Consider the following 22,213-nt stretch of genomic DNA (forward strand, 5'->3'; position numbering starts at 1 on the left):
TAATAATAACGATGCTTATGAGTAATTCAGATATCTTCCAAACACCAACAGAGTTAAAGTTGGAAAAATTAAGCTTCTGCCCAACCAATGCAAAAGGCTTACAAGACTGGGTATGCAATTTATCCATTCTTCAATTGGGGAATTCGTCCAAAGAACTTTTCAATGCCTTGCTGGAAATATCAGAACTTAAATGTCCGGAAATGTTGCGTTTTGACTTGATTCAAATCCTGCATCCTACCCTGGATAATGTTTTAGGCAGCCTGGAAAAGCATTTTTTCAATCAGGGGCTGATGAGCAATGACCGCAGCGACCAGATCATTGAGCTAGCGATACTGCTACGTAGTCATTTTGCCAAAATTTATATCGATATTTCAAAACGCTGCAACACCCAGCTCAGTATGCAAAAGTTTTCTCTATTTGCATTCAATCAAAAGAAGAGTTTGCAAACGGCCAGAATTGTGTCTACTTATTATGCTTTGCAGCAATTGTCTTTATTGCTTTATCAACAACATTTGCTCTATAGCACGCCTTTATTTGGACAATGGTTAATTGCACATCAGCTGATTGAATGTGCAATTAAAAATAATTTTTATCAAACCAATATCAATCAGATTTTAGACACGCAGCATCCTTTACAAACCGTTGCTCAGGCTTATTCACAACTGGTATTGCTGGAAATTCTGAATACCCATCAAATTCGGCCTTCTGAAATGCAAGGCTTATATTTATGCAGTTTTGACTGGGCCAAACTGGTTCATGTCTTACCCAAAGAAACCTCGCTTTCTCGCTATATTGTCGATATCAATAAAGACTATCCACCTGTTTTTAATATCAATCAGGCCAGTCTTTACAAACCGACTATCTATATTTCAACACAAAATTTATTAGATCATCTGTCTGAAACCCAAACCAAAAAGTCTGGTTACTTATCACGTAATGAAAAGCTATTTTTAACCCCGGCCCTGCACTTTCATATTCACAATCTGCTTACCAGCAATACAGAACGCCGTCATGAACGTTATGAATATTCTGCACAATTACAAATCTGTTTTAGTCTTTCGGTGGCACACTTTTACCTCTCTAAGGGCAAAAACTTTCATGAAACTCTGGAATTAGATACCAATTATCAATTCCATAATGAAAGCAGCTTTATTAATTCGATGAATTCGAATATCCCAGCTGAAATGACTACAGCAAAAACTTTGGATCGTGAAGCCAAACAGATTTATTCCGCAGAAGTTCTGGACATCAGTGTCAATGGTTACAGAATTAAATGGAATGGCTCTGCACCTTCGAATTTGAAAACTGGCGAATTTATTTTAATTCAGGAAAATACTCATAGTCCTTGGCGTGGCGGTGTGATCCGCTGGATCAAGCAGTCAACAGCCAAAAGCCTGGAACTGGGACTAGAAGTCTTGGCACAAGATTTATTCCCTTGTGCTGTCATGATCAAAACAGATCGTCATAGCAATAATTACCAACCTGCCCTAATCGTTCAGTCTAGCCAAGTTGATGAGGTATCCACCAGCCTGATCGTGTCTGGTTCACATATGTTTAGGGAAAAACAAACTATTCATTTACGCCTGGGACGAGAAGAAATAAAAATTTATCTCACCAAAGCACAAATCATTACACAAAGTTTTATCCGTTTTGAGTTCGAATTACTGAATGAGCAACAAGAAAACCTGATCAACAACTTTATTAATAAGCAAACGAATGAAGTCAAGAATCACGATTTATGGGAAGCATTAAAGTGAGAAATCCATTATTGTCTAAAAAGTTAAAACGTACTGAAACACGTTTACTCATTATCGATGATAATCAAATACGTTTTAACCAAATTCGTGACCTTTTAACATCCAGTGAACATTTAGTACATGCAACCTTGCTGGATGATTTACAAAACTTTGAAAAGCAATTACATCACACTTGGGATCTGGTTATTTTTGGTCGTGCTTATGACTTAAAATATGAACAGGCGTTAAGCTTAATCCGCCTATCCAAGCAACCAAACCTTCCAATGATCCTGCTCAAACCTGATGATTATCAGGCCGATCAATACGCAGGTTATATTCGTAAAGGGATTTATGACATTCTTAATCTGGATTATCCAGATCGTTTTTATATTGGTCTTTTACGTGCCCTTTCACTCAGTCGTTTGCTGCTGACACAACAACATTTAATGGAAGAGCTAGAAACAGCTCAAACCCAGGCCCAGTCTTTAGTTCAAGAGAGCAACAAAGCGATTGCACTGATTCAGGAAGGTATTCATGTCCAGGCAAACCCTGAATATTTAGCACTTTTTGGACTTAACAATGAAGATGATATTGTTGGACTTCCCTTACTCGACCTACTTCAGCCTAAAGATTTAAATGATTTTAAGTTACGTTTTAAAAAAATTTCACAAGGTCAGTTTGATTTAGGGCGTTTTGAAATCAACAGCTTAAATCATCACATATCTGTTCCAAACCCGCTTAAAGTTGAGTTTTTACCTTCTACGAATGAAGAAGATGCCGTACAAATTACGATTGATATTGAATCTTCACCATCAGTTCAGCCTACATCTACAACAGCCGATGCTCCAAAGTCCAATACCTATCAGCTGATTAATCGTACCATCACTCAACAACCTTCAGATATTAATGCCCTCGTGGTATTTTCCCTGGCTTCTTGTCCTGATAATATTTTTAAAGAGGAGTGGGATACACTCAAAAATTATTCCACTAATATCAAGGATTTTTTAAAAGAGCAAACTCATGCTCCATTATTTCAAACAAGTTTTGGTATTTATGTGGGCTTGTTCCAAGCCGAATCTAAAGCCAAATTAGAGTCCAAACTTATCGGTTTAAGTTCATTAACTAAACCGCAATTATTGTCCATTGATCACACATCCTATCCGCTGAATCTCAGAATTGGCTATACACTGCTCGATACTGAAATACGTGATGAAAAACATTTTGAACAATTTATTGCTACAGCTTACAAGACTGCTTTACCGAAAAATCAGCCGACTCCTGCACTTGAATTAGAAACACCGTTAAACATTCCAAGCATTGAGCTACAGCAACCCGAAATTAAGGCAGTACCTAGTTCACCTGAAGCAGCCCTACTCAGAGCCTTGCAACAAAGCTTAGATCGCGGTGAAATTCACCTTAAATATCAACAGCTCTACGATAAGCAAGACACTAATTTATATACTTATGAAGTCACTAGCGGCTTTATTTATGAAAATGCCTGGAAAGATCTGGTTAGCTTAAGAGAACTTGCAGACGATCCTGAGTTATCCATTAAACTGGATCGCTGGATATTAGTGGAATCATGTAAACAACTGCATAATTTCATTACTCAATATCCTGAAGCAAAATTGATTGTGAATTTGAATAAAGCGGTACTATTACACGACCGAAGCTTCCCTGAATTCATTTCCAAACTCATTACCATTGTCCGCAGTAAATTGAAGCATCCATTAGTTTTACAATTTTCAGAAGAAGATATTAGTCAAAATATCTCAGATGCTCAAAAGTATATTGCCCAGTTACGTCAATTTGGCGCTGAAGTTTCCCTCAGAGACTTTGGTAATAGCATTTATAGCGAGTCGATGTTACGTCAACTTGATGTAAATTGTTTAACTTTACATCAGAATTTGACCAAAATGCTGCAGACAGAAAAATCGACGCAAGAATTACAGGAAAAGCTGAGTGCCTTCCAGGAAATTAAAGCTAGCGAAATCATGCTGCGCGATCTCAATGACATGACTCTGTTTGCAAACGCATGGAACGTGGATGCTCGTTTTATTCAGGGCGATTATTTCCAGAAAAAACTGGATCATTTGATTGATGTACAAGACCAATAGGTCTTGTACAAGGTCTGTAATTGAGTCATTGATGAAATAGCGGACCTAAAAAACGGGCAAGAAGCCCGTTTTTTTCATTTTGGGTATTAACGTTTGATAGAACGTGACATACCTGCAAAACGTTGTTTGAATTTGTCGATACGGCCGCCAGTGTCCACATTCTTTTGTTTACCAGTATAGAATGGGTGGCATGCTGAACATACGTCTAGGTAAATTGTTTCTTTACCAAGCGCTGAACGAGTTTCGATTACGTTACCACATGAACAAGTAGCAACTAATTTTTCATATTTTGGGTGAATATCGGCGCGCATCGTCGATTACTCCTAAGTTAAGAAAGGCTTATGCTGTCATCGCAATTGATCACTCTCATGATTCATGAGGAATAAGCTTGATCCAGGAAAAAGCCAGACCAACACCACAACAGACCATTCTTTTGGCCCACCGAGACGGATACCGTCAGAGCTAAGCACAACAAGTGGGCGTAATTATACGGGAAAAAATAACAGATAGCGAATTATTCTTTACACTCTTCTATCGCGTTAAACTCATCTACCGGATGTTTTGACCAGTAGTTGGCAATCACCCCACAGACCATCAACTGAATTTGATGAAAAATCATAATCGGTAACACAATCATACCCAACGGCTGCCCAATAAACAGGATTTGCGCCATAGGCACCCCGCTGGCCAATGTTTTTTTGGAACTACAGAAAAACATCGCAATCTGATCTTCCCGGTTGAAACCCAACCATTTCGGAATGTATAAAGCCAATAGCATAATGATGGTCAAGAATACTGAACAGGCTATGGTCAAAATCAGCAACGTCTTCCAGCTCACTTCTTGCCACAAACCGGCAACCACCGCCCCACTAAATGCCCCATACACCACCATGAGAATAGTACCCTGATCGAATGCTTTGACAATACCGGGTAATTTCAACATATACGGATAAACATAAGGACGTAATATCTGCCCCAATATAAATGGGACCAGTAACAATAAGGTAATTTGAAGAATTGAAGATGTAGGATCAAAGCCATGTTGCGATTGGCCTAAAATAAAGAAACTGACCAATACAGGAGTAATAAACATCCCGACAATATTGGAAAATGAAGCACTGCACACTGCACTGGCGACATTACCTTTTGCCACCGAAGTAAATGCAATGGAAGATTGTACGGTGGATGGCAAGAAGCACATAAACAGGAAGCCCCAGTACAATTCTTTTCCCAGCATTGGTAGAAGAATCGGTTTGGCCAATAGACCTAAAAGCGGAAATAAGGCAAAAGTGAAAGCAAAGACCACCACATGAAATTTCCAGTGCAGCATGCCTTGTACTACTGCTTCTCTGGACAGTTTAGCGCCATGCAAAAAAAATAGAATTGCAATCGCTATGGTCGTAATGACTCCAAAAACCTGTGCAGTGCCACCTGATACGGGAGCTATACTGGCCAAAATTACCATCACTACCAGCAAAATGGTAAAGCGGTCCAATGCCAACAATTTTAACATTATTACGTCCTGTAAATGACAGCCAATAAAAAACCCAATAAGTGATTTTACCTTGCGGTAAAGTTTCATCTTACTGGGCTGAATAAATAAAGCCAGTGTTTCAACTCAATGTTGAATATTTAGTTTATCTATATCACTTTATGATGAGACTTCTTTCATCAATTCCTTTTATTTATCCTTATGGGAGAAAAAATAAAAAGAGTGTCAATAATGAGCAAAGAAGTCTATTAGTTATTTCTAGCATTGACATCTTGCTGAATCAGCTCGATTTTATAGCCGTCTGGATCTTCAACAAAAGCGATCACGGTAACACCACCCTTCATTGGACCAGCTTCACGCACCACCTTACCACCACGTGCCTTGATCTCTTCACAGGCTTTATAGGCATCATCGACCGCAATCGCAATATGGCCATAGCCATTGCCCAGCTCATAACTTTCTGTGTCCCAGTTATGCGTCAATTCCAGTACGGTATGGTTTTCTTCATCACCATAGCCGACAAAAGCCAGAGTGAATCGACCTTCTTCATAATCACGTTTACGAAGCAAAGTCATACCGAGTACTTCAGTATAAAACTTTAAAGATTGTTCCAGATTGCCTACACGTAACATGGTATGCAGCATGCGCATCATTCATTTTCCTATGTTTCAATTTTTACAGACACTATAGGGAGTTGCTGTGGAAAATTCAATTTCGCAATCTGGTAGTAGATATCATTTATTATTCCACGTCCCCATTATTATTACATTTTTAAATCAATATTCTGCTTAACAGCACAGCGCACGATAATGATGGAGTCTTTGCTTAGGCTATTTAAAAAATAAGACTGAACCTTTACTGCAATTTTTAGCCAAAGAAAAAACCCATTTCATCTTCAAGACAAAATGGGTTTTTCATTCATTTTTTTAAAATTTGAGCTTAATTGGACTGTTGCTGATGTTCACGCAACAGCTTCGCCACCCAGACCACCAAGATTAAAATTGGAATGCCAATCAGCGTGGTCATAAGGAAGAAATTCGGATAACCGATATTGGTCACAATGGTTCCTGAGTAGCCGCCTAAAATCTTCGGCGTTAAAGTCATCAGCGAACTGAAAATGGCATATTGTACTGCCGTGAAAGATACACTGGTTAAACTGGACAGGAATGCGATGAATGCTGCACCTGCCAAACCAGATGCCAGGTTATCGACAATAATGGCAAAATATAACCACAGTGAACTATAAGGTTTAATGACCTTGCCGCTAATTTCAACATCGTCAGCCGATTGAACATTGATTGCAGCTAAAGGCTGTACATCAATATCCAGATCTTTGGCTGTAGTTAAGTTCATATCGATAGTATAGCGATGCTGTGCGCTTAAAATGGCTTTGTCATTATCGATCACTTCAGCCACAAGCTGTTTTGATGCTGAATTTACCAGGCTTTCTGCTGGAATAGCGGTGCTAAATACACCTGTTTTGTCCAGATTGGCATCAAATTTTTGACCGTCCAAACTCAGGACAATTTTTTGTGTTTCATTCAAGGGCTGCCCAACATACTGGCCCCGTACCACCAGACTGTTCTGTTGTTCATTTGAAGCAATAACATTATCGCTGGTCACCGGCAGAATTTGCATCATGCCTGATTGAGCACCTTGCTGTTGCGCATTCTGTTTTAAATAGGGAACTGTGCTCACTACTGAGGGTTGTGTATCATCTTGATATTGCACTTGAACCTGTACTGCATTGGCTTGTGCCAAAACCTGACTCGGCACTTTCAGTTTCCAGTAACCCACTTCATCCGATTGAACCTGATACTTGTGCTGACCTACCGTGACTTGAACATCATGGGTTGGCTGACCAGATTTGACCAAACCAATAAAAATCAGGTTAGTTGAACTGGCCAGCACCGCACCGACAAACATCAGTTTCATAATGTTCATACGCTGTGCCAGCAAGCCACCCAAGAAACCACCGACCAGACTGAAAATCACCCCATAAATTTTTACTGCTTCCGCAATCTGCTCTTTACTGAAGTTTAAATCCTGATAGAACACATTGGAGATGACCCCGGCAATAATGTCTGAGATGCGATAGAAACCGATGAGCAATAACAGAACCAAAGCCAGTTTTAAGCCATAGCGTCTAAAAAAATCGGCAATCGGACTGATCCAGGTTTCCATAGCCATTTGCTTGTTGACCGCACCCATTTTGACCAATAATGAGCCCAGCAATACGGCTACCGCAGCAGATCCAACAAAGCGCAAGGTTTCAAAGCAAAACAGCAATAATGAATCGGTAATTGCAAATTGTGCCTTAACAGATTCGGTTAGAGTTCCGGAAAAAATATAGCTCAATACAAAGCCAATCACGGCAACAAAAAACACGGCCACCAGACGATAGTAATCACTACGCTTATAATTTTTATAAGTACGATCAACCTTCGGTTCACGAATCACTAAAGTGGTGATAATTCCGACCAGCATGACTGCTGCCATAACCAAATAAGTGATTTTCCAGGCGCTATAAATATAGTTTCCCTTAGCCGTTCCAAGTGAGGCCGCAAGGAACAAGGCACCTGCACCGGCCACAATCATCCCGATGCGATAACCTGCATTATAAGTCGAGGCAAGCACTGTCTGCATTTCAGTTTCTGCAAGCTCAATACGATAGGCATCAATCACAATATCCTGAGTTGCTGCAGAGAAACCGAGTAATACGGCTCCTGCTGCCATCTGATACAAATAGCCCTGACCAAGTGCTGGATTAGAAAAAGCCATCATACAAATGGCACTGATAATTAAAACTTGTGCAATCAGCAACCAGGCCCGACGACGCCCCAGCTTTTGAGTCAAAAATGGCACCGGCAACTCGTCAATCAAAGGCGCCCAGACAAACTTGAATGAATAGCCCAGGGCTGCCCAGCTAAAAAAGGTTACTGCACTTTTTTCAATACCGGCTTCACCTAGCCATAAAGACAGACTGGAAAAGATCAAAAGAATGGGAATACCGGCTGAAAAGCCTAAAAACAGCATGATCAATGCACGACGATCGAGAAAAGCAGTAAAGGCAGATTTCCACCCTGTAGATTGTGTTGTCATTACGTTGTTTTTTTCTGCAAAACTGAATGCTGCTATTCAAACGCTTAATAAGTTCAGTTTCAACAATAATTGTGAAATCATTATTTTATTTTGTCGATAAAAACGACCTGCGCGCTTGAATTTTTCAACTAAACCTGTATACCTTTAAATCTCTATTGCAATATTTTAGTTTTGGATTTAAACAGTGCCCCAAAAACTCGATCAAATGAATTCTTCATTATCTGCAACAACTACAGTGACTCAACCAGACCCTCTACAAAGCAGTTTAATTTCAGCATTCGATCAACCGGAAATTCAAAACACCCTGACCAAAACAAAGCTTCAACCCAAGCAACTGACGCATATTCCCAATCTTGAAAAAATTCCTGCGTCAACACGAAGAATCAAACCGCTCAATAACTTTCTTGGGCAAGATCGCGCACGTGCCTCTGTTGAAGCAGGCATCGCTTTGCCTTACTCGGGCTATAATATTTTTGCGGTAGGCACAGCAGGCTTAGGTAAACGCACCATGATCAAGCGTTTACTGCAACAGCATGCCAAGACCATGCAAACCCCGAATGACTGGGTCTATGTCAACAATTTCAAGTTTCCCCGTCAGCCGATTGCACTTGAACTTCCGCCTGGACAAGGTCCTAAATTCCAGGCCTTGCTGCATCAAACCTGGCAAACCATCTTAAAACAGCTGGAACGGCGCTTTACTGCGGAAACCTATCACAACCGTATTGAAATGATTCGCGAGCAAACTGGCGATGAACAGCAATCAGCCTTGGTCGAACTGACCAAAGAAGGTGCAAACTTTGACTTAAAACTGATTTCGCAAGATGATGAACACTGTTTCGTGCCGGTTCATCTTAAAAACAATGAATATCAGGAAATGTCTAAAGAAGACATTAATGCCTTGGATAGCAAACAGCGCGCAGAAATTGCTGCAAACATTCGCTACATGAATAAAAAACTGGAGCGGTTGGGCCTACATTTAGGTGATCTGGAAGATGATGCACGAGATCAGGTCCAGCATCTCAACCGTGACATTGCTAAACAGGTGGTGATGCCGCGTATTGATCTGATTCAGAACAAATATCCCGATGTCGATGGCCTGACAGAATATCTGCAATATTATGCGGAAGATATTATCAATAATGTAGAAATTATTCTCGAGCAAGAAGAGGATGATTTTGCTCCGGGCATCTTCAGTCGCGTGCCTTCACGTTATCAGGCCAACATCATTGTTTCCTACAAACCCAATAGCGGTGCGCCGGTGATTTTTGAAGACTTCCCGACCCACTACAACTTGTTAGGACACGTGGAACAGCTTACTCAAAATGGGACCATCACCACCGATTTCACCCTGATTCGTCCGGGTTCACTACATCGGGCGAATGGTGGTTTTCTGATGCTCGAAGCTGAACAACTGCTGGAACAGCCTTATGCTTGGCAAGGTTTAAAACGTGCCCTGAAATCTGGAAAATTAAAGCTGTCCTCGCTGGAACATATGCTGACCTTAACCGGCAGCATCTCCATCGAACCACAAGCGATTCCATTAAATATTAAAGTGATTTTACTTGCAGAACCTGAAATTTATTATGAAATTTTAGAACTGGAACCTGAACTCGGCAGCGTGTTTAAAATTCGTGCCGACTTCACCGACACATTACAACGTAATGACATTAACGAACAAGCCTATATGCAACTGATTGCAGACTATGTTCAGGCAGACAAGCTATTACCTTTCGACCGTTCTGCGCTAGCTGCACTACTCACCGACTCAAGCCGTCAGGCAGAAGATCAAAGTTCCTTGTCATTACATGCCTTAACTTTGGGAGATCTGATCCGGGAAGCGCATCATCATGCAGCACAAGCCGGTGATAAAACCGTTTCGGAAAAACATATCAATACCGCACTAGATCATCGCAAGTATCGCTTGGGTTATTTACGTGAATTGTACTGGCAAGATTTAACGCGTGGCACGCAGTTAATCGAAACCAAAGGCCACCGTTTGGGTCAAATTAATGCCCTATCGGTGATTCAGTATGCCGATGTCGAATTTGGCTTACCTTCACGTTTGACTGCATCGGTCTATCAAGGTGGCGGTGACATTCTGGATATCGAGCGTAGTGTCGAATTGGGGGGCTCACTGCATGCCAAAGGCATATTGCTGATGTCTAGTTTTCTGAAAGCGCATTTTGGTCGTGAACAGATGCTGCATTTTTCGGCTGCCCTCGCCTTTGAACAAAGTTATGGTCAAATCGACGGTGACAGCGCAACCGTAGCTGAGCTTTCTGCCCTTATTTCTGCCATTAGCCAGTTACCGATTGACCAGTCCTGGGCCATTACCGGCTCCATGAACCAGTTGGGTCAGGTTCAGCCAATTGGCGGTGTCAATGCCAAAATTGAAGGTTTCTATGATGCCTGCAAGCTGCAAGGCTTAACAGGCAAACAGGGAGTGATTATTCCACATCAAAATATGGAACACCTGATGTTACGTCATGATGTGATTGAAGCTGTAGCCAAAGGTCAGTTCCATATTCACGCCATTGAAACCATTGACCAGGCTCTAGAAATTTTAATGGCACGTCCTGTCGGCACACTGAACAAAAAAGGCCGTTACAGTAAAGGTTCCATTTATGCAGCAGTCATGGCGCAATTAGAATATTGGCAGGCGCTTGAAGATGGTGCTGAACTGGAAGAAGAACCGAAGAAAAAGAAAAAAAAGAAAAAAGACAAGAAAAAAACCAAAGGTGAAGCATCTGCCAATGAAGCTGTAACCACTGCAGCAGTTGAGCCGAAAGCCAATGAGCAAGACCCACTCGCAGAAAAAGTATGATTTTTTCTGAGATATAAAAAAGCGCCTTCAAGGCGCTTTTTTTAATTCAACTTCACATCACTGAATTAAGCTTCAGGTGCCGGGCTGTACTGTTCGACCAAAGGTTTTAACTCACCTTTTTGGAACATATCTAGCATGATATCGCTACCACCGATCAATTCACCATTGATCCACAATTGTGGGAACGTAGGCCAGTTAGCAATTTTCGGTAAAGTTGCACGGATATCCGGGTTTTCCAAAATGTTGACATAAGCAAATGGACGACCAATTTGACTGAGTGCTTCTACTGCACGTGCAGAGAAACCACATTGTGGAAATTGTGGTGTACCTTTCATGTAAAGTAATACTGCATGTTTAGCAATTTGGTCACGAATTAACGCTTCAGTATCGCGTACTTGTTCAGTCATTGATAAATCCTCAACTAATCTGCCTCGCATTATACCCAAAACTGGAGGAAACAGTATGTCTAAAGCAATAATTCCATTTTTATTTACATTTGGGCTTTTAATCTGTCCTGGATTTTGCTTATATAAACTTTTATTTTTCCCTCCTAACAGATAAGAGTTAGTCATGAATAACATTACCCTTGCTCCTGTGCAAACTGATCAACCATCTCATTTGATGCCGGTATTTGGCCGTCAGCCGATCAGCTTTGTCCGAGGACGAGGTTCTTATCTTTATACTGAAGACGGTACTGAATATTTAGATGCATTGACCGGTATTGCAGTATGTGGCTTGGGTCACTCACACCCTGCGGTAACTGAAGCAATTGCTGAACAGGCAGCTACCCTGATTCATACCAGCAACATTTTTGAAGTACCTTGGCAAACCGCTGCTGCACAGAAACTGGCTGAAGTTTCAGGTATGGAAGAAATTTTCTTCTCGAATAGTGGTGCAGAATCAAATGAAGGTGCAATTAAAATTGCGCGTAAATTTGGTCATATGCAAGGGGTAGCAACACCTAAAATCATTGTTGCAGATCATTCTTTCCACGGTCGTACTCTGGCGACCCTTTCAGCGACGGGTAACAAAAAGGTTCAGGAAGGTTTTGCACCTTTGGTTGAAGGTTTTATCCGTGTGCCATTTGGTGATATCGAAGCAATTGAAGAAGCGGCCATCCATCACCCAGACATCGTGGCAATTCTGGTTGAACCGATTCAAGGTGAAGGTGGTGTAAATACTGCACCTCAAGGTTTTAGCTATCTGGAAGAAATTCGTCAAATTTGTAATCAGCATAACTGGTTGATGATGCTGGACGAAGTTCAAACGGGTAATGGCCGTACCGGTAAATACTTTGCTTATCAGCACACCAATATTGTTCCAGATGTACTCACCACTGCCAAAGGGCTAGGCAATGGTTTCCCAATTGGTGCGGTGATGACTCAAGGCCGTGGCGTTGGTGTTTTAACTGCCGGCAACCATGGTTCAACTTATAGTGGTACTGCCTTGGGTTCACGTGTGGTTTATACGGTTATTGATACCATTCAAAAAGAACATCTGGTTGAAAATGCCGAAAAAATGGGAAGTTATATCGTTGAGCAGTTAACCCAGCAACTGGCTGATCAAAATATTAGCGTTCGTGGTTTCGGTCTGATGATTGGTATTGAGTTACCAAAAGCCTGTGGCGAATTGGTCAATGTGGCACGTGATGAATATCATTTAATTATCAATGTGACTGCAGGTTCTGTAATCCGTTTATTACCGCCACTCAACATTAGCCAACAACAGGCTGATCAGTTGATTGAACGTCTGGTTAAAATGATCAAGGCTTATTTAGCTTAAGCCTTCAACCCAGTCTAAAAAAGCCGCTAATCGCGGCTTTTTTATGCTTCATTTTTATGAAACTGCCTGGTAAATTCTTCCGCCGGGTAACTGGCTAAAGTATTGTTTTAATGCATCCAGACAACGATGAACCTTCATGGGTTGCTGATCTTTTTTTGCCGTGATGGCATATAAAGTGAAATTTTCCAGTTTCCACTCTGGTAAAACCTCCACCAGAGCACCATTCATTAAATCCTTTTGTACATCCAGATATAAAATTCGTGCAATACCATGCCCTTGCAAACATAATGATTTTGCAACCAGGACATTATTGGTACTTAAGCGTGATTTCATTTCCAGATTCACTGTTTTATCTGACGCCGCATGTTGAAATGAAAAATGTTGATAATTTTTCATAATATTGATTGGAATCAGGTCATGATGGTTTAAATCTTCAGGCCGCGATACAGGCGCCGACTGATTCAAATAACTTGGAGAAGCCACCAACACCTGCTCTACCAGAGCCAGAGGCATCACATTCAAATGATGATCTTCTATTTTTGGGCTCATGCGTAAAGCGATATCGATACGCCCTTCAAGTATATCAATATATTGATTATCGGCTTCTAAATGGACTGCTAAACCACGATGTGCCTGCATCCAGTGAGACAATGCAGGAATCACATGATTGGCACCAAGTTCCGGGGTTGTAGCAATGCGTAAATCCCCCACCAAGTCATCGCGTAACTCGTTGATACGGATTTTCCCACGCTCTGCAGCGGCAAGCATTTCTTGACAGCTGTGGAAAAAAGCCTGTCCAGCTTCAGTCAAATTCAATTTTCTTGTAGATCGATGTAGAAGTGTCACTTCCATTTCATTTTCTAAAGAACGAATTTGCTGACTCACGGCGCTGGTCGTGATTCCTAACTCACGTGCAGCACCGCTAAACGAGTTTTTTTCAACAACACAAGCAAACACACCCATTGCTCGAAGTTGATCTAACATAAATTTCCCTCTGAACTTATAATTACTTTATCTTTCCGATAAAAGCAACTCATTGTATTATACGGCGAAATTTATGTTTTGTATTTGTAAAATTTAATTTATTGGTAAAACGATGGTCGGATTGATAGGTTTACCATTTAAACGCACCTGAAACTCCAGCATAGTACGATTTGTACCCGTTGAACCCATTTCAGCAATTTTCTGCCCTGCTGTCACATTCTGGCCACTGCTCACATTCATTTTGCTGTTGTGGGCATAAGCGGTAATGTAGCCATCGATATGCTTGATCAGAACTAAATTGCCATATTCTTTCAAACCATCAGCCGCATAGACTACTTGACCATCAGCCGCAGCAAAAACCGCATCTCCAGTATTACCACCATAACGAATACCCTTTACATTTGCAGCCACATTAAAGTTTGCAATGACTGCGCCATTACTTGGTTTTACCCAGCGCAAAGCAGAGACTTTCGAAGATGCTACGGGGGCAGTCGCCGTGGTTGCAGGAACTGTAGTTTTAGCCGGTGTAGTCGGAAGTTGAACGGTTTGACGCTGAATCGGTGCGGCTTGGGTCACCGCTTGTGTAGTGGTAGTGCGACGTGAGCCTGAATCTTTTAAACGTAAAGATTGACCGACATAAATGCGATAGGGTGGCGCTATATCGTTCATATCGGCAACACTGGTATAAGACAGACCATAACGTGCAGCAATTCCGCTTAATGTATCTCCAGATCGAACCGTATAGTAATCCGGTGCAGCCGCATAACGTGTTGCATTATGAACTTGTGGTTTTGAAGCACAGCCACTCAAAATGGCTGTGGCAATAACAGCTGTAGACAAGACCATGGTTTTCAACAAACCCACAGGCGCAGCAAATAAGCGATATGGTGACACCAAGTGCATTAATCTTCCTCTCTACACATTAAGTCTATTTATTGGTTTGCACTAAGATTAGCAAAAAAGCATCTGAAAAATAGGGGCAATTCTGCTTTTTCACAAAGTTATAACACTACTGGGCATTATTTGGAAAACTCTGCATGTAATGTGTGCAAAATCTCATAATTTGTCGCATCCATTTGAATCGGCGTAATGCTGACATAGCCATTTGCCACCGCAAAAAAATCCGATTCTATTTCAGTTAAACCTTTTTTAGGTTCAGCGACAGCCTCACCTGACAAACCAATCCAATAAACCTGACGTCCACGTGGGTCTACATGACTGCTAATCGGTTTAGATTGACTGCGACGTCCCTGATAAGTAATTTTTGAACCTCTCAATTCAGATATATCTGGAATATTCACGTTAAAAATATGACGTGGCGGGGTGAGTAGACCAAGGGAATTTCACCCTTAGCCCCTCGCAGAACCGGACATGAACCTCTCAGCTCATCCGGCTCCCATTATCCAACCGATGGTAAACATCCCATTTTCCAGTGCACAAAGGCATTTGGAAAATCACGCGCAAGTCGCCCTAAGGCATATCTAGCCCGTCTTTTATGACGGGCCAAGTTTTTATACTTACGCCTCATCCAGCGTATAAGATAAGCATTCATGTGTTGCCAGATCGCTGACATTGCTGAACCATGGAATCGACCATAGTATTGCTGCCAACCTTGAAGAATTGGATTGAATATTGCAGATAAATCACTTAATTCGCGATTACACATCAGATGTAGATGCCATTTCCGAATAGTCTGTCGCATTGCTTTAAGTGCATCACGACTGACTGCAGGAGAGAAATTTACATAAACTCTTTTATACTTGTCCACAGCCTTACGGGGCCTAAACGTGTACCCGAGAAAAGTAAATTGAACATCGGGATATGCTTTACGACGATTAATATCTTGGCAATAAACAATCTTTGTCTTGTCTGGATGCAATTCGAGACCACATTCACGAAATCGTGCATCGATCTTTTGTAAAACAAGTTTGGCTTGAGATAAACTCCGACAATGAATTACGCCATCATCTGCATAACGGCAGAACCGTACACTTTGAAGATGTTTCGTAATCCACATATCAAAAGCATAATGCATAAATAAATTCGCCAATAAAGGACTCACAACACCACCTTGTGGTGTGCCGCGATTCCTTTCTAAAAGATGGCCATTTATGTGTTGCATTGGTGCTTTTAACCAACGTTGCACATATAAAAGAATCCATGGAATTTCACAGTGTTTCTTGAGTGCACGCATGAGTAAATCATGGTCGATGTTATCAAAGAGACCTTTGATATCAAATTCCACAACCCAGTCATAATCCCAACTTCGTCTCCTCACTATCGCAATTGCATCATGGGCAGAACGCCCCGGACGATATCCATATGAGTTTGGATGAAATAATGGATCAATTTTCGGCTCTAATAAGAGCTTAACTGCTGTTTGCGCGACTCGATCTGCAACTGTTGGAATACCTAGTATACGCACGCCACCTGACTTCTTTGGAATCGGAACAGCCTTAACTGGCGGTGGAAAATAACTGCCAGAACAAAGTCGATTCCATAGTTTGTATAGGTTGTTCTTTAAATGCTTTTCGAATTGCTCAATAGATTCATGATCAACGCCTGGAGCGCCACCATTCTCTTTGACTTTTTTAAATGCCTCCCAGATTAACGCTTTAGGAATGTTAAATGGTTTGGTCATAAAGTTTTGCTCCTCCTGCTTGCACAGTTGACAAATCCGTAGACCTGGATAATGCAACCCCTTCGCTCCATTACCATTACAGTAACTTCAACACTACTACGAGTTGCTCCGCCCCTTGGTGACGCATTGCTATTATCAGCCTTGCCTTTTGAGCTTGTGCCTTTCGCTTGACATCGCCACCGAAGGTTCCCGCAGTTCAACGTAAGAGCCTGAATTAGGATCGCGCTGCCTCTACGCCGGACACCGAATGGCCCGTAAGCAGGTAACGGCCAAACTAATCGCGGGGTAACTTCCATCCCCGGTTTTGATGTCATTTGAGTACTTTCGACACTTGAACGGCAGTTCACTGTTGTTCGCCTTCCTAATTCTTACCTGACATCTCTACGATGCCTTTTCCATAACGCTCACGACCGGGACTTTTGATCCAAGCCGCTTATGGTGGTTTGCTACCTGCTCCTGCAAGCCGATAGCGAGGGGCCATACCCTCATCTCTTACGCCGCTTGCTGCGGCACACTAAAGTCGGCAACCCCTGGGCAATAAAATCATGTACCCATTTTGCTGCTACGGCATAATCGTTCGGATTGTCATAAGAACGGACATTGGGACCGGCCATGGAGACGGCAATAGCCGGTTGTTTCATTAGGCGGCCTTCGAAGGCGGCTCCGACAGTACCAGAATAAAGCACATCATCGCCCAGATTTGCCCCACTGTTAATTCCGCTGACCACCAGATCAAATTCAAAATCAAATAAGCCGTTCATGGACAGATATACACAATCTGCAGGTGTTCCATTGACTGCCCAGACATCTGCTGAAATTTGAACAGGTCGTAAAGGACGATCTAAGGTAAGTGCACTGGAAAAACCACTGCGTTCACTTTCAGGAGCAACGATGACTACACGACCAAGGGGAGCCAAAGCTTGAGCCAAGGCCTGAATACCGGGAGCAAAAACGCCATCATCATTGGCAATTAATATATTCACTTAAACATCTCTTAACGGTTAAAAATGACTAATCAGAACATTTGATTGAATTGTATAGAAAATTATATATATTTGACGCTCAACATCCATTCAAAAAGTGTGATTTAAAAATGACTAAAAGCATATCATTTCGTGGCTTATTGGGGTTAGGCATTGCGGCATTATTATCTTCTACAGTGTTCGCCAATGATGGTTTATCTCTGGAAGAAGCCAATACAATTGTGAAAGAAGACCTTGCTTCAACTCAGGTGATGGCTGAAGTATGTCCTGCTATTATTGGTAAAAATGCAAAATTTGATCAAAACATTCAGCTGTTGATTAAAGCTTATCTGCAAGACTATTCAGATCAGTCGATGACTTTTGATAAAATTCAAGCAGATTCAGAGTATAAATCTGTCCTAGAGGAAGCTCGCCAAGCGGCAAAAGAAACCAGTAAAGATGAACAAAAATCGGTTTGCGAAGATGTGGTAAATTATCAGGTTTGATCATTCGGTCTTGTTTTATATAAGTTATCTAAAATATTAAACATCTTATTATGACCACAGGCATAAAGCAGATTCCTCTTTATGCCTTTTTTAATCCTTGGCTGTTTTCATATTTTCTTGATGAACGTCATCATTTTCAACAGCTTTAATACATTTGTGTACTTACAATTACCCAAAATACCGTTAATCTTATTTTTATTATTGTGATGTTTTTAAATCATTCAGGTCTGTTTAATGAAATTATCTATGCTTAAACCGCTTTCTTTGGGACTGTTAACCACTGCTGCCATGACCCTGTCTATGATTCATGCAGCCACACCAGATGAAAATATTGAAGTAACGCCACTACAAAAAGTCACCCAGCAAGAGCTGGCAGCCATTTATGTACTTTCAGAAGTATGTCCAGATTTAGTGAATGATCGCGCTCAATTTGAACAAGGTTATGCCAAGCTGGCACAAGAATATTTACCTGCCGACAATAATGCGGTTTCGAGCCTGGCTAAACTCAGCCAAGAGAAAAAATTTGAACCTGTTTTAGCTGAAGCACGTAACGATGCAAAAAAAGCTGGAGATGCAAAAAATCAGGAAATTTGCCAAGAACTCACCACATACAGCAAATAACACAAATTGGTTACAATACTTTTGAAAATAAGCTGATTTCCCCCATAGAAGTCAGCTTTGCTTTGTCCTAAAATGCAAAGCTCTTTGTGCTTATTATTAAGATATTGGAACCACCCAGAATGACCCACAAAAGCGCCCTTGCTGCATTATTACTATTGCCGAGCTTCACATACGCAGCAACTGTCTTATCTGCACCGCCAGAACTCAATAATAAATCTTATGTTTTAATGGATTATGAGACAGGGCAAATCCTCGCATCAAAAAATGAAAATGAAAAATTAGCACCTGCTTCAATGACCAAGATGATGACCAGCTATATCATCGAACAAAAGTTATTGAGCGGTGAACTCACTGAAAATGAAAAAGTTCGTATGAACGAATCTGCGTGGTGTCGTGGTAGCAGCACGGAATCATGTATGTATGTCCCGCTTAACGGGACTGCAACAGCACTGGAAATGCTGCGTGGGATTATCATTCAGTCTGGTAACGATGCCTCTAAAGCTATGGCAGAACATATTGCCGGCAATGAAGGTACCTTTGCGCACATGATGAACCAGGAAGCAAAACGTATTGGCATGACCAATACCAGCTTCATCAATGCAACGGGTATGCCTGCAGAAGGTCACTACTCGACTGCCAAAGATATGGCAACACTTGCGCAACATATCATTCATGACAGTTCAAAATATTATCCAATCTACTCTGAAAAAGAATTTAGCTTTAACGGCATTAAACAAGGTAACCGTAATGCCTTGCTTTATACTGACCCAAGTGTAGACGGTTTAAAAACCGGTCATACTGAAGAAGCTGGCTATTGCTTAACCACTTCCGCTAAACGTGGCCCAATGCGTTTAATTTCCGTGATTTTTGGCGCACCAAGCATGAACGAACGTGCCTCACAAACACGTGAAATTTTGGCTTGGGGTTATGCAAACTTTGAAACTGTTAAGGTTCAACCTGCCAATCAGGTTTTAGCCAAGTCAAAAGTTTGGTATGGCAAAAGCAATGATGTTCAAATTGGTCTGGCAGAAAACTTTAACGTGACCATGCCTAAAGGCGAAGCCAATGCCATTAAAACTCAATTGGTCGTACAACCTAAACTGACTGCACCGTTGAAAAAAGGTCAAGTGGTAGGTAAATATGTAGCTACTTTAAACGGTAAAGTGATTGCAGAAAAACCGCTTGTTGCTCTTCAGGCAGTTGAAGAAGCTGGTTTCTTTGCAAAAATGATTGATCACATCAAACAATTCTTCGCAAACTTGTTCTAAGCACAGCTTTAGACTTAAGTTAAAGCATCCATACTTCGGTCTGGGTGCTTTTTTATTTTATAATGCTTGAAAACCACAGATTGAAATTTTCACATGGCTAAAAACATTCGTCCCTATTTAGATACCACACCGCAGATTGATGATTCATGCTATGTTGATGACATGTCTGTCGTCATTGGCGATGTGGTACTTGCTGAAAATGTTTCGGTGTGGCCGTTTGCCGTGATTCGTGGCGATGTCAACCATATCCGTATTGGTAAAAATTCCAATGTGCAGGATCATGCCATGCTGCATGTCAGCCATAAAAAAGCCGATAAACCTGAAGGTTCACCTTTAATTATTGGCGAAGATGTGACCATTGGTCATCATGTGACTTTACATGGCTGTACCATTGGCAATCGGGTATTAGTGGGGATCAACACCATCGTTTTAGATGATGTGGTGATTGAAGATGACGTGATGATTGGTGCAGGCTCTTTGGTTCCACCACGCAAACGTCTGGAAAGTGGTTATTTATATGTCGGCAGTCCGGTACAGAAAGTTCGTCCGCTTACAGAGAAAGAAAAAGAATTTTTGCCTTATTCGGCAAGACATTATGTGAAGGTGGCGAATAATTATTTAGATGAAACACATTAATTATTAAGCTATAGAAGCCGATAGAATTAATGAGCATTAGAAATAAGGTATCTCTAAATGAATATTTATTAGTCTTGAATGCAAAAAAATTAAAGACATGATAAACAATAGGTTACATTGTATGCCATTTAATATTTAAACAGGTGCAAAATAACTATGAGAGTTGATTAATTTTAGGAAAAATATGAAGCATTTTCTCTATGTCGGGTTACTGTTAATTACTGGCTGTGCAAGTACAGGAGTCATCCCTATTGGTACAGATTCTTATTTTATTGGCAAAAAAGATGGTACACCTGGGCTAGGAGTATCTTTAGAAAACAAAGCTTCTGTATATAGAGAAGCTAATGACTTTTGTAAAAAAAACAATCAAACGATGATAATTCTGGACGAAAAAACTATACCCGCTATTCCTGCAAGACTAGGTTCTACTGAATTAAAGTTTAGATGCCAAAAAAACTAGGTTTAATACCTAATAAAATTTAAATTTAAATTTAAATTTAATGAAATATTAAAGATAAAATTAATTTTACGATAGATATTGGTATTTTTTTCACCTGAATATTGACTATCTGCCTACAACTTTTCAAATACTAATATCTCTACTTTTTCAACTGAATCTGAATACTTGTGGTTACCGAATTACTGCATGATCGAATAACGCTGAGATTCGGTATAGCTTAAATGAAAATACACATTTTAATGACTTGAGTAATGAAATAGTCGAAAATTTAGATGGTAATATTTATCTTTTTTTTAAAAAAACCAATTCTAAACAAAAACTTATTTATTTTCTTGATAATAACAAAATAATTTTAGGCATTCCTTTTGCTAAATTAATTACTTATGCAGAATATGGATAACTGGACAAAGCTCGAAATGAATATCTGGCTTTAATTCAAAATAAATCACGCAATTTATTCTTACTTAAGAAAGTACAAGAACTAGCAGCTAAATTTAAAATCAATTAACCAACTGAAGTTTCAATTCAGATCAGCATAGCCACCACGCGCTAAATTTTGTAGAATACCCCTTTTATCCCATGGTGCTTTTCTATGACCGCTTGGACTGCCCACGTTACCGTCGCTACTGTTATTGAAAAAAATGGAAAATTCCTGTTTGTTGAAGAACATACTCAAGGTGTAACGCATACCGTATTTAACCAGCCTGCAGGTCATGTCGAATGTGGCGAAACGCTCATACAAGCAGCCATTCGTGAAACCATGGAAGAAACCGGGCATGATGTAGAAATTACAGACCTGCTTGGCATATATACCTATACTCCGCCAATGTTCCCTGACCGTACCTATTTCCGTTTTTGCTTTTTAGCCACAGATCTGCATCATCATACAGATGCAAAACTGGATACTGGAATCGTGGGTGCCGTCTGGATGACATTGGACGAACTGGAAGAATCTGCACGCGCACGTAGTCCCTTGGTGATTAAAGCCGTCAAAGATGCCTTATCCGGTCAAAAATATCCTTTATCGCTCGTTTATGAGCACCAAAATTCTCCCCTATTTACAACTTTGGATGCCTAATCCT

18 protein-coding genes and 2 pseudogenes are annotated in these 22,213 nt (G+C 40.8%); 10 read left to right on the forward strand and 10 right to left on the reverse strand.

Annotation, left to right across the window (positions count from 1 at the left end; genetic code table 11):
- Positions 1-11: 11 nt before the first annotated feature.
- Together JFY49_RS10185 and JFY49_RS10190 are read left to right on the forward strand one after the other, a co-directional pair.
- A complete protein-coding gene (locus JFY49_RS10185) occupies positions 12-1,757 on the forward strand; it encodes a GTPase (RefSeq protein ID WP_200222726.1) in 1,746 nt (581 codons plus the stop codon).
- Entirely contained in the window at positions 1,739-3,853 is a 2,115-nt protein-coding gene (locus JFY49_RS10190; protein WP_200222728.1) for an EAL domain-containing protein, read from the forward strand. Before JFY49_RS10185 ends, JFY49_RS10190 begins: the two co-directional genes overlap by 19 nt.
- Positions 3,854-3,939: 86 nt before the next feature.
- On the opposite strand, the gene rpmE is transcribed toward JFY49_RS10190, so the two are convergent.
- The 4 genes from rpmE to JFY49_RS10210 all read right to left on the reverse strand — a co-directional run bounded on the left by rpmE (position 3,940) and on the right by JFY49_RS10210 (position 8,447).
- Positions 3,940-4,164 (reverse strand): 50S ribosomal protein L31, encoded by a 225-nt coding sequence (gene rpmE / locus JFY49_RS10195; protein ID WP_001200845.1) that lies wholly within the window; start codon positions 4,162-4,164, stop codon positions 3,940-3,942.
- A 203-nt stretch (positions 4,165-4,367) separates the two neighbouring features.
- Positions 4,368-5,366 (reverse strand): bile acid:sodium symporter family protein, encoded by a 999-nt coding sequence (locus JFY49_RS10200; RefSeq protein WP_166166960.1) that lies wholly within the window; start codon positions 5,364-5,366, stop codon positions 4,368-4,370.
- Between the two features lie 227 nt (positions 5,367-5,593).
- Entirely contained in the window at positions 5,594-5,995 is a 402-nt protein-coding gene (gloA, locus tag JFY49_RS10205) for a lactoylglutathione lyase (protein WP_166166964.1), read from the reverse strand.
- Positions 5,996-6,284: 289 nt separating this feature from the next.
- Positions 6,285-8,447 carry an AmpG family muropeptide MFS transporter gene (locus JFY49_RS10210; protein WP_200222729.1) on the reverse strand — a complete coding sequence of 721 codons (2,163 nt, stop codon included), beginning with the start codon at positions 8,445-8,447 and terminating at the stop codon, positions 6,285-6,287.
- A gap of 184 nt (positions 8,448-8,631) precedes the next feature.
- Between JFY49_RS10210 and JFY49_RS10215 the strand changes: the two genes are divergently transcribed.
- Positions 8,632-11,271 carry a Lon protease family protein gene (locus tag JFY49_RS10215; RefSeq protein ID WP_227609436.1) on the forward strand — a complete coding sequence of 880 codons (2,640 nt, stop codon included), beginning with the start codon at positions 8,632-8,634 and terminating at the stop codon, positions 11,269-11,271.
- 65 nt (positions 11,272-11,336) lie between these two features.
- Here the strand turns inward: JFY49_RS10215 and grxD are convergent, their stop codons facing one another.
- The gene (gene grxD / locus JFY49_RS10220; RefSeq protein WP_086175639.1) at positions 11,337-11,678 is read right to left on the reverse strand and encodes a Grx4 family monothiol glutaredoxin; all 342 of its coding nucleotides are present in this window, start codon (positions 11,676-11,678) and stop codon (positions 11,337-11,339) included.
- Between the two features lie 163 nt (positions 11,679-11,841).
- Here grxD and JFY49_RS10225 point away from each other — a divergent pair, with 163 nt between their 5' ends.
- Entirely contained in the window at positions 11,842-13,053 is a 1,212-nt protein-coding gene (locus JFY49_RS10225) for an aspartate aminotransferase family protein (RefSeq protein ID WP_200222731.1), read from the forward strand.
- Between the two features lie 54 nt (positions 13,054-13,107).
- Here JFY49_RS10225 and JFY49_RS10230 read toward each other — a convergent pair whose 3' ends face one another.
- From JFY49_RS10230 to surE, 5 genes and pseudogenes are all read right to left on the reverse strand, one after another.
- Entirely contained in the window at positions 13,108-14,037 is a 930-nt protein-coding gene (locus JFY49_RS10230) for a LysR family transcriptional regulator (protein ID WP_166166970.1), read from the reverse strand.
- Positions 14,038-14,130: 93 nt separating this feature from the next.
- Positions 14,131-14,940, reverse strand: coding sequence for a peptidoglycan DD-metalloendopeptidase family protein (locus JFY49_RS10235; protein ID WP_166166973.1), 810 nt, complete (start codon positions 14,938-14,940; stop codon positions 14,131-14,133).
- A gap of 116 nt (positions 14,941-15,056) precedes the next feature.
- A pseudogene (locus JFY49_RS10240) lies at positions 15,057-15,359 on the reverse strand (5'/3'-nucleotidase SurE); the annotation flags it as partial.
- A gap of 77 nt (positions 15,360-15,436) precedes the next feature.
- The gene (gene ltrA, locus JFY49_RS10245) at positions 15,437-16,678 is read right to left on the reverse strand and encodes a group II intron reverse transcriptase/maturase (RefSeq protein ID WP_004826931.1); all 1,242 of its coding nucleotides are present in this window, start codon (positions 16,676-16,678) and stop codon (positions 15,437-15,439) included.
- A 515-nt stretch (positions 16,679-17,193) separates the two neighbouring features.
- A pseudogene (gene surE, locus JFY49_RS10250) lies at positions 17,194-17,661 on the reverse strand (5'/3'-nucleotidase SurE); the annotation flags it as partial.
- A 110-nt stretch (positions 17,662-17,771) separates the two neighbouring features.
- Here surE and JFY49_RS10255 point away from each other — a divergent pair.
- From JFY49_RS10255 to JFY49_RS10280, 6 genes are all read left to right on the forward strand, one after another.
- Positions 17,772-18,146 carry an MCR_0457 family protein gene (locus JFY49_RS10255; protein WP_180174796.1) on the forward strand — a complete coding sequence of 125 codons (375 nt, stop codon included), beginning with the start codon at positions 17,772-17,774 and terminating at the stop codon, positions 18,144-18,146.
- Positions 18,147-18,392: 246 nt separating this feature from the next.
- Positions 18,393-18,767 carry an MCR_0457 family protein gene (locus JFY49_RS10260; RefSeq protein ID WP_373423515.1) on the forward strand — a complete coding sequence of 125 codons (375 nt, stop codon included), beginning with the start codon at positions 18,393-18,395 and terminating at the stop codon, positions 18,765-18,767.
- Between the two features lie 119 nt (positions 18,768-18,886).
- Entirely contained in the window at positions 18,887-20,035 is a 1,149-nt protein-coding gene (gene dacC / locus JFY49_RS10265) for a D-alanyl-D-alanine carboxypeptidase PBP5/6 (protein WP_086195658.1), read from the forward strand.
- Between the two features lie 93 nt (positions 20,036-20,128).
- Positions 20,129-20,671 carry a gamma carbonic anhydrase family protein gene (locus JFY49_RS10270; protein WP_200222733.1) on the forward strand — a complete coding sequence of 181 codons (543 nt, stop codon included), beginning with the start codon at positions 20,129-20,131 and terminating at the stop codon, positions 20,669-20,671.
- A 184-nt stretch (positions 20,672-20,855) separates the two neighbouring features.
- Positions 20,856-21,131, forward strand: coding sequence for a hypothetical protein (locus tag JFY49_RS10275; protein ID WP_180176619.1), 276 nt, complete (start codon positions 20,856-20,858; stop codon positions 21,129-21,131).
- Positions 21,132-21,723: 592 nt separating this feature from the next.
- Positions 21,724-22,209, forward strand: a complete 486-nt coding sequence (locus JFY49_RS10280; protein ID WP_180176819.1) for an NUDIX hydrolase — start codon at positions 21,724-21,726, stop codon at positions 22,207-22,209.
- Positions 22,210-22,213: the final 4 nt, after the last annotated feature.

Origin of the sequence: Acinetobacter sp. CS-2 (assembly GCF_016599715.1) — a bacterium.
Taxonomy (GTDB): Bacteria; Pseudomonadota; Gammaproteobacteria; order Pseudomonadales; family Moraxellaceae; genus Acinetobacter.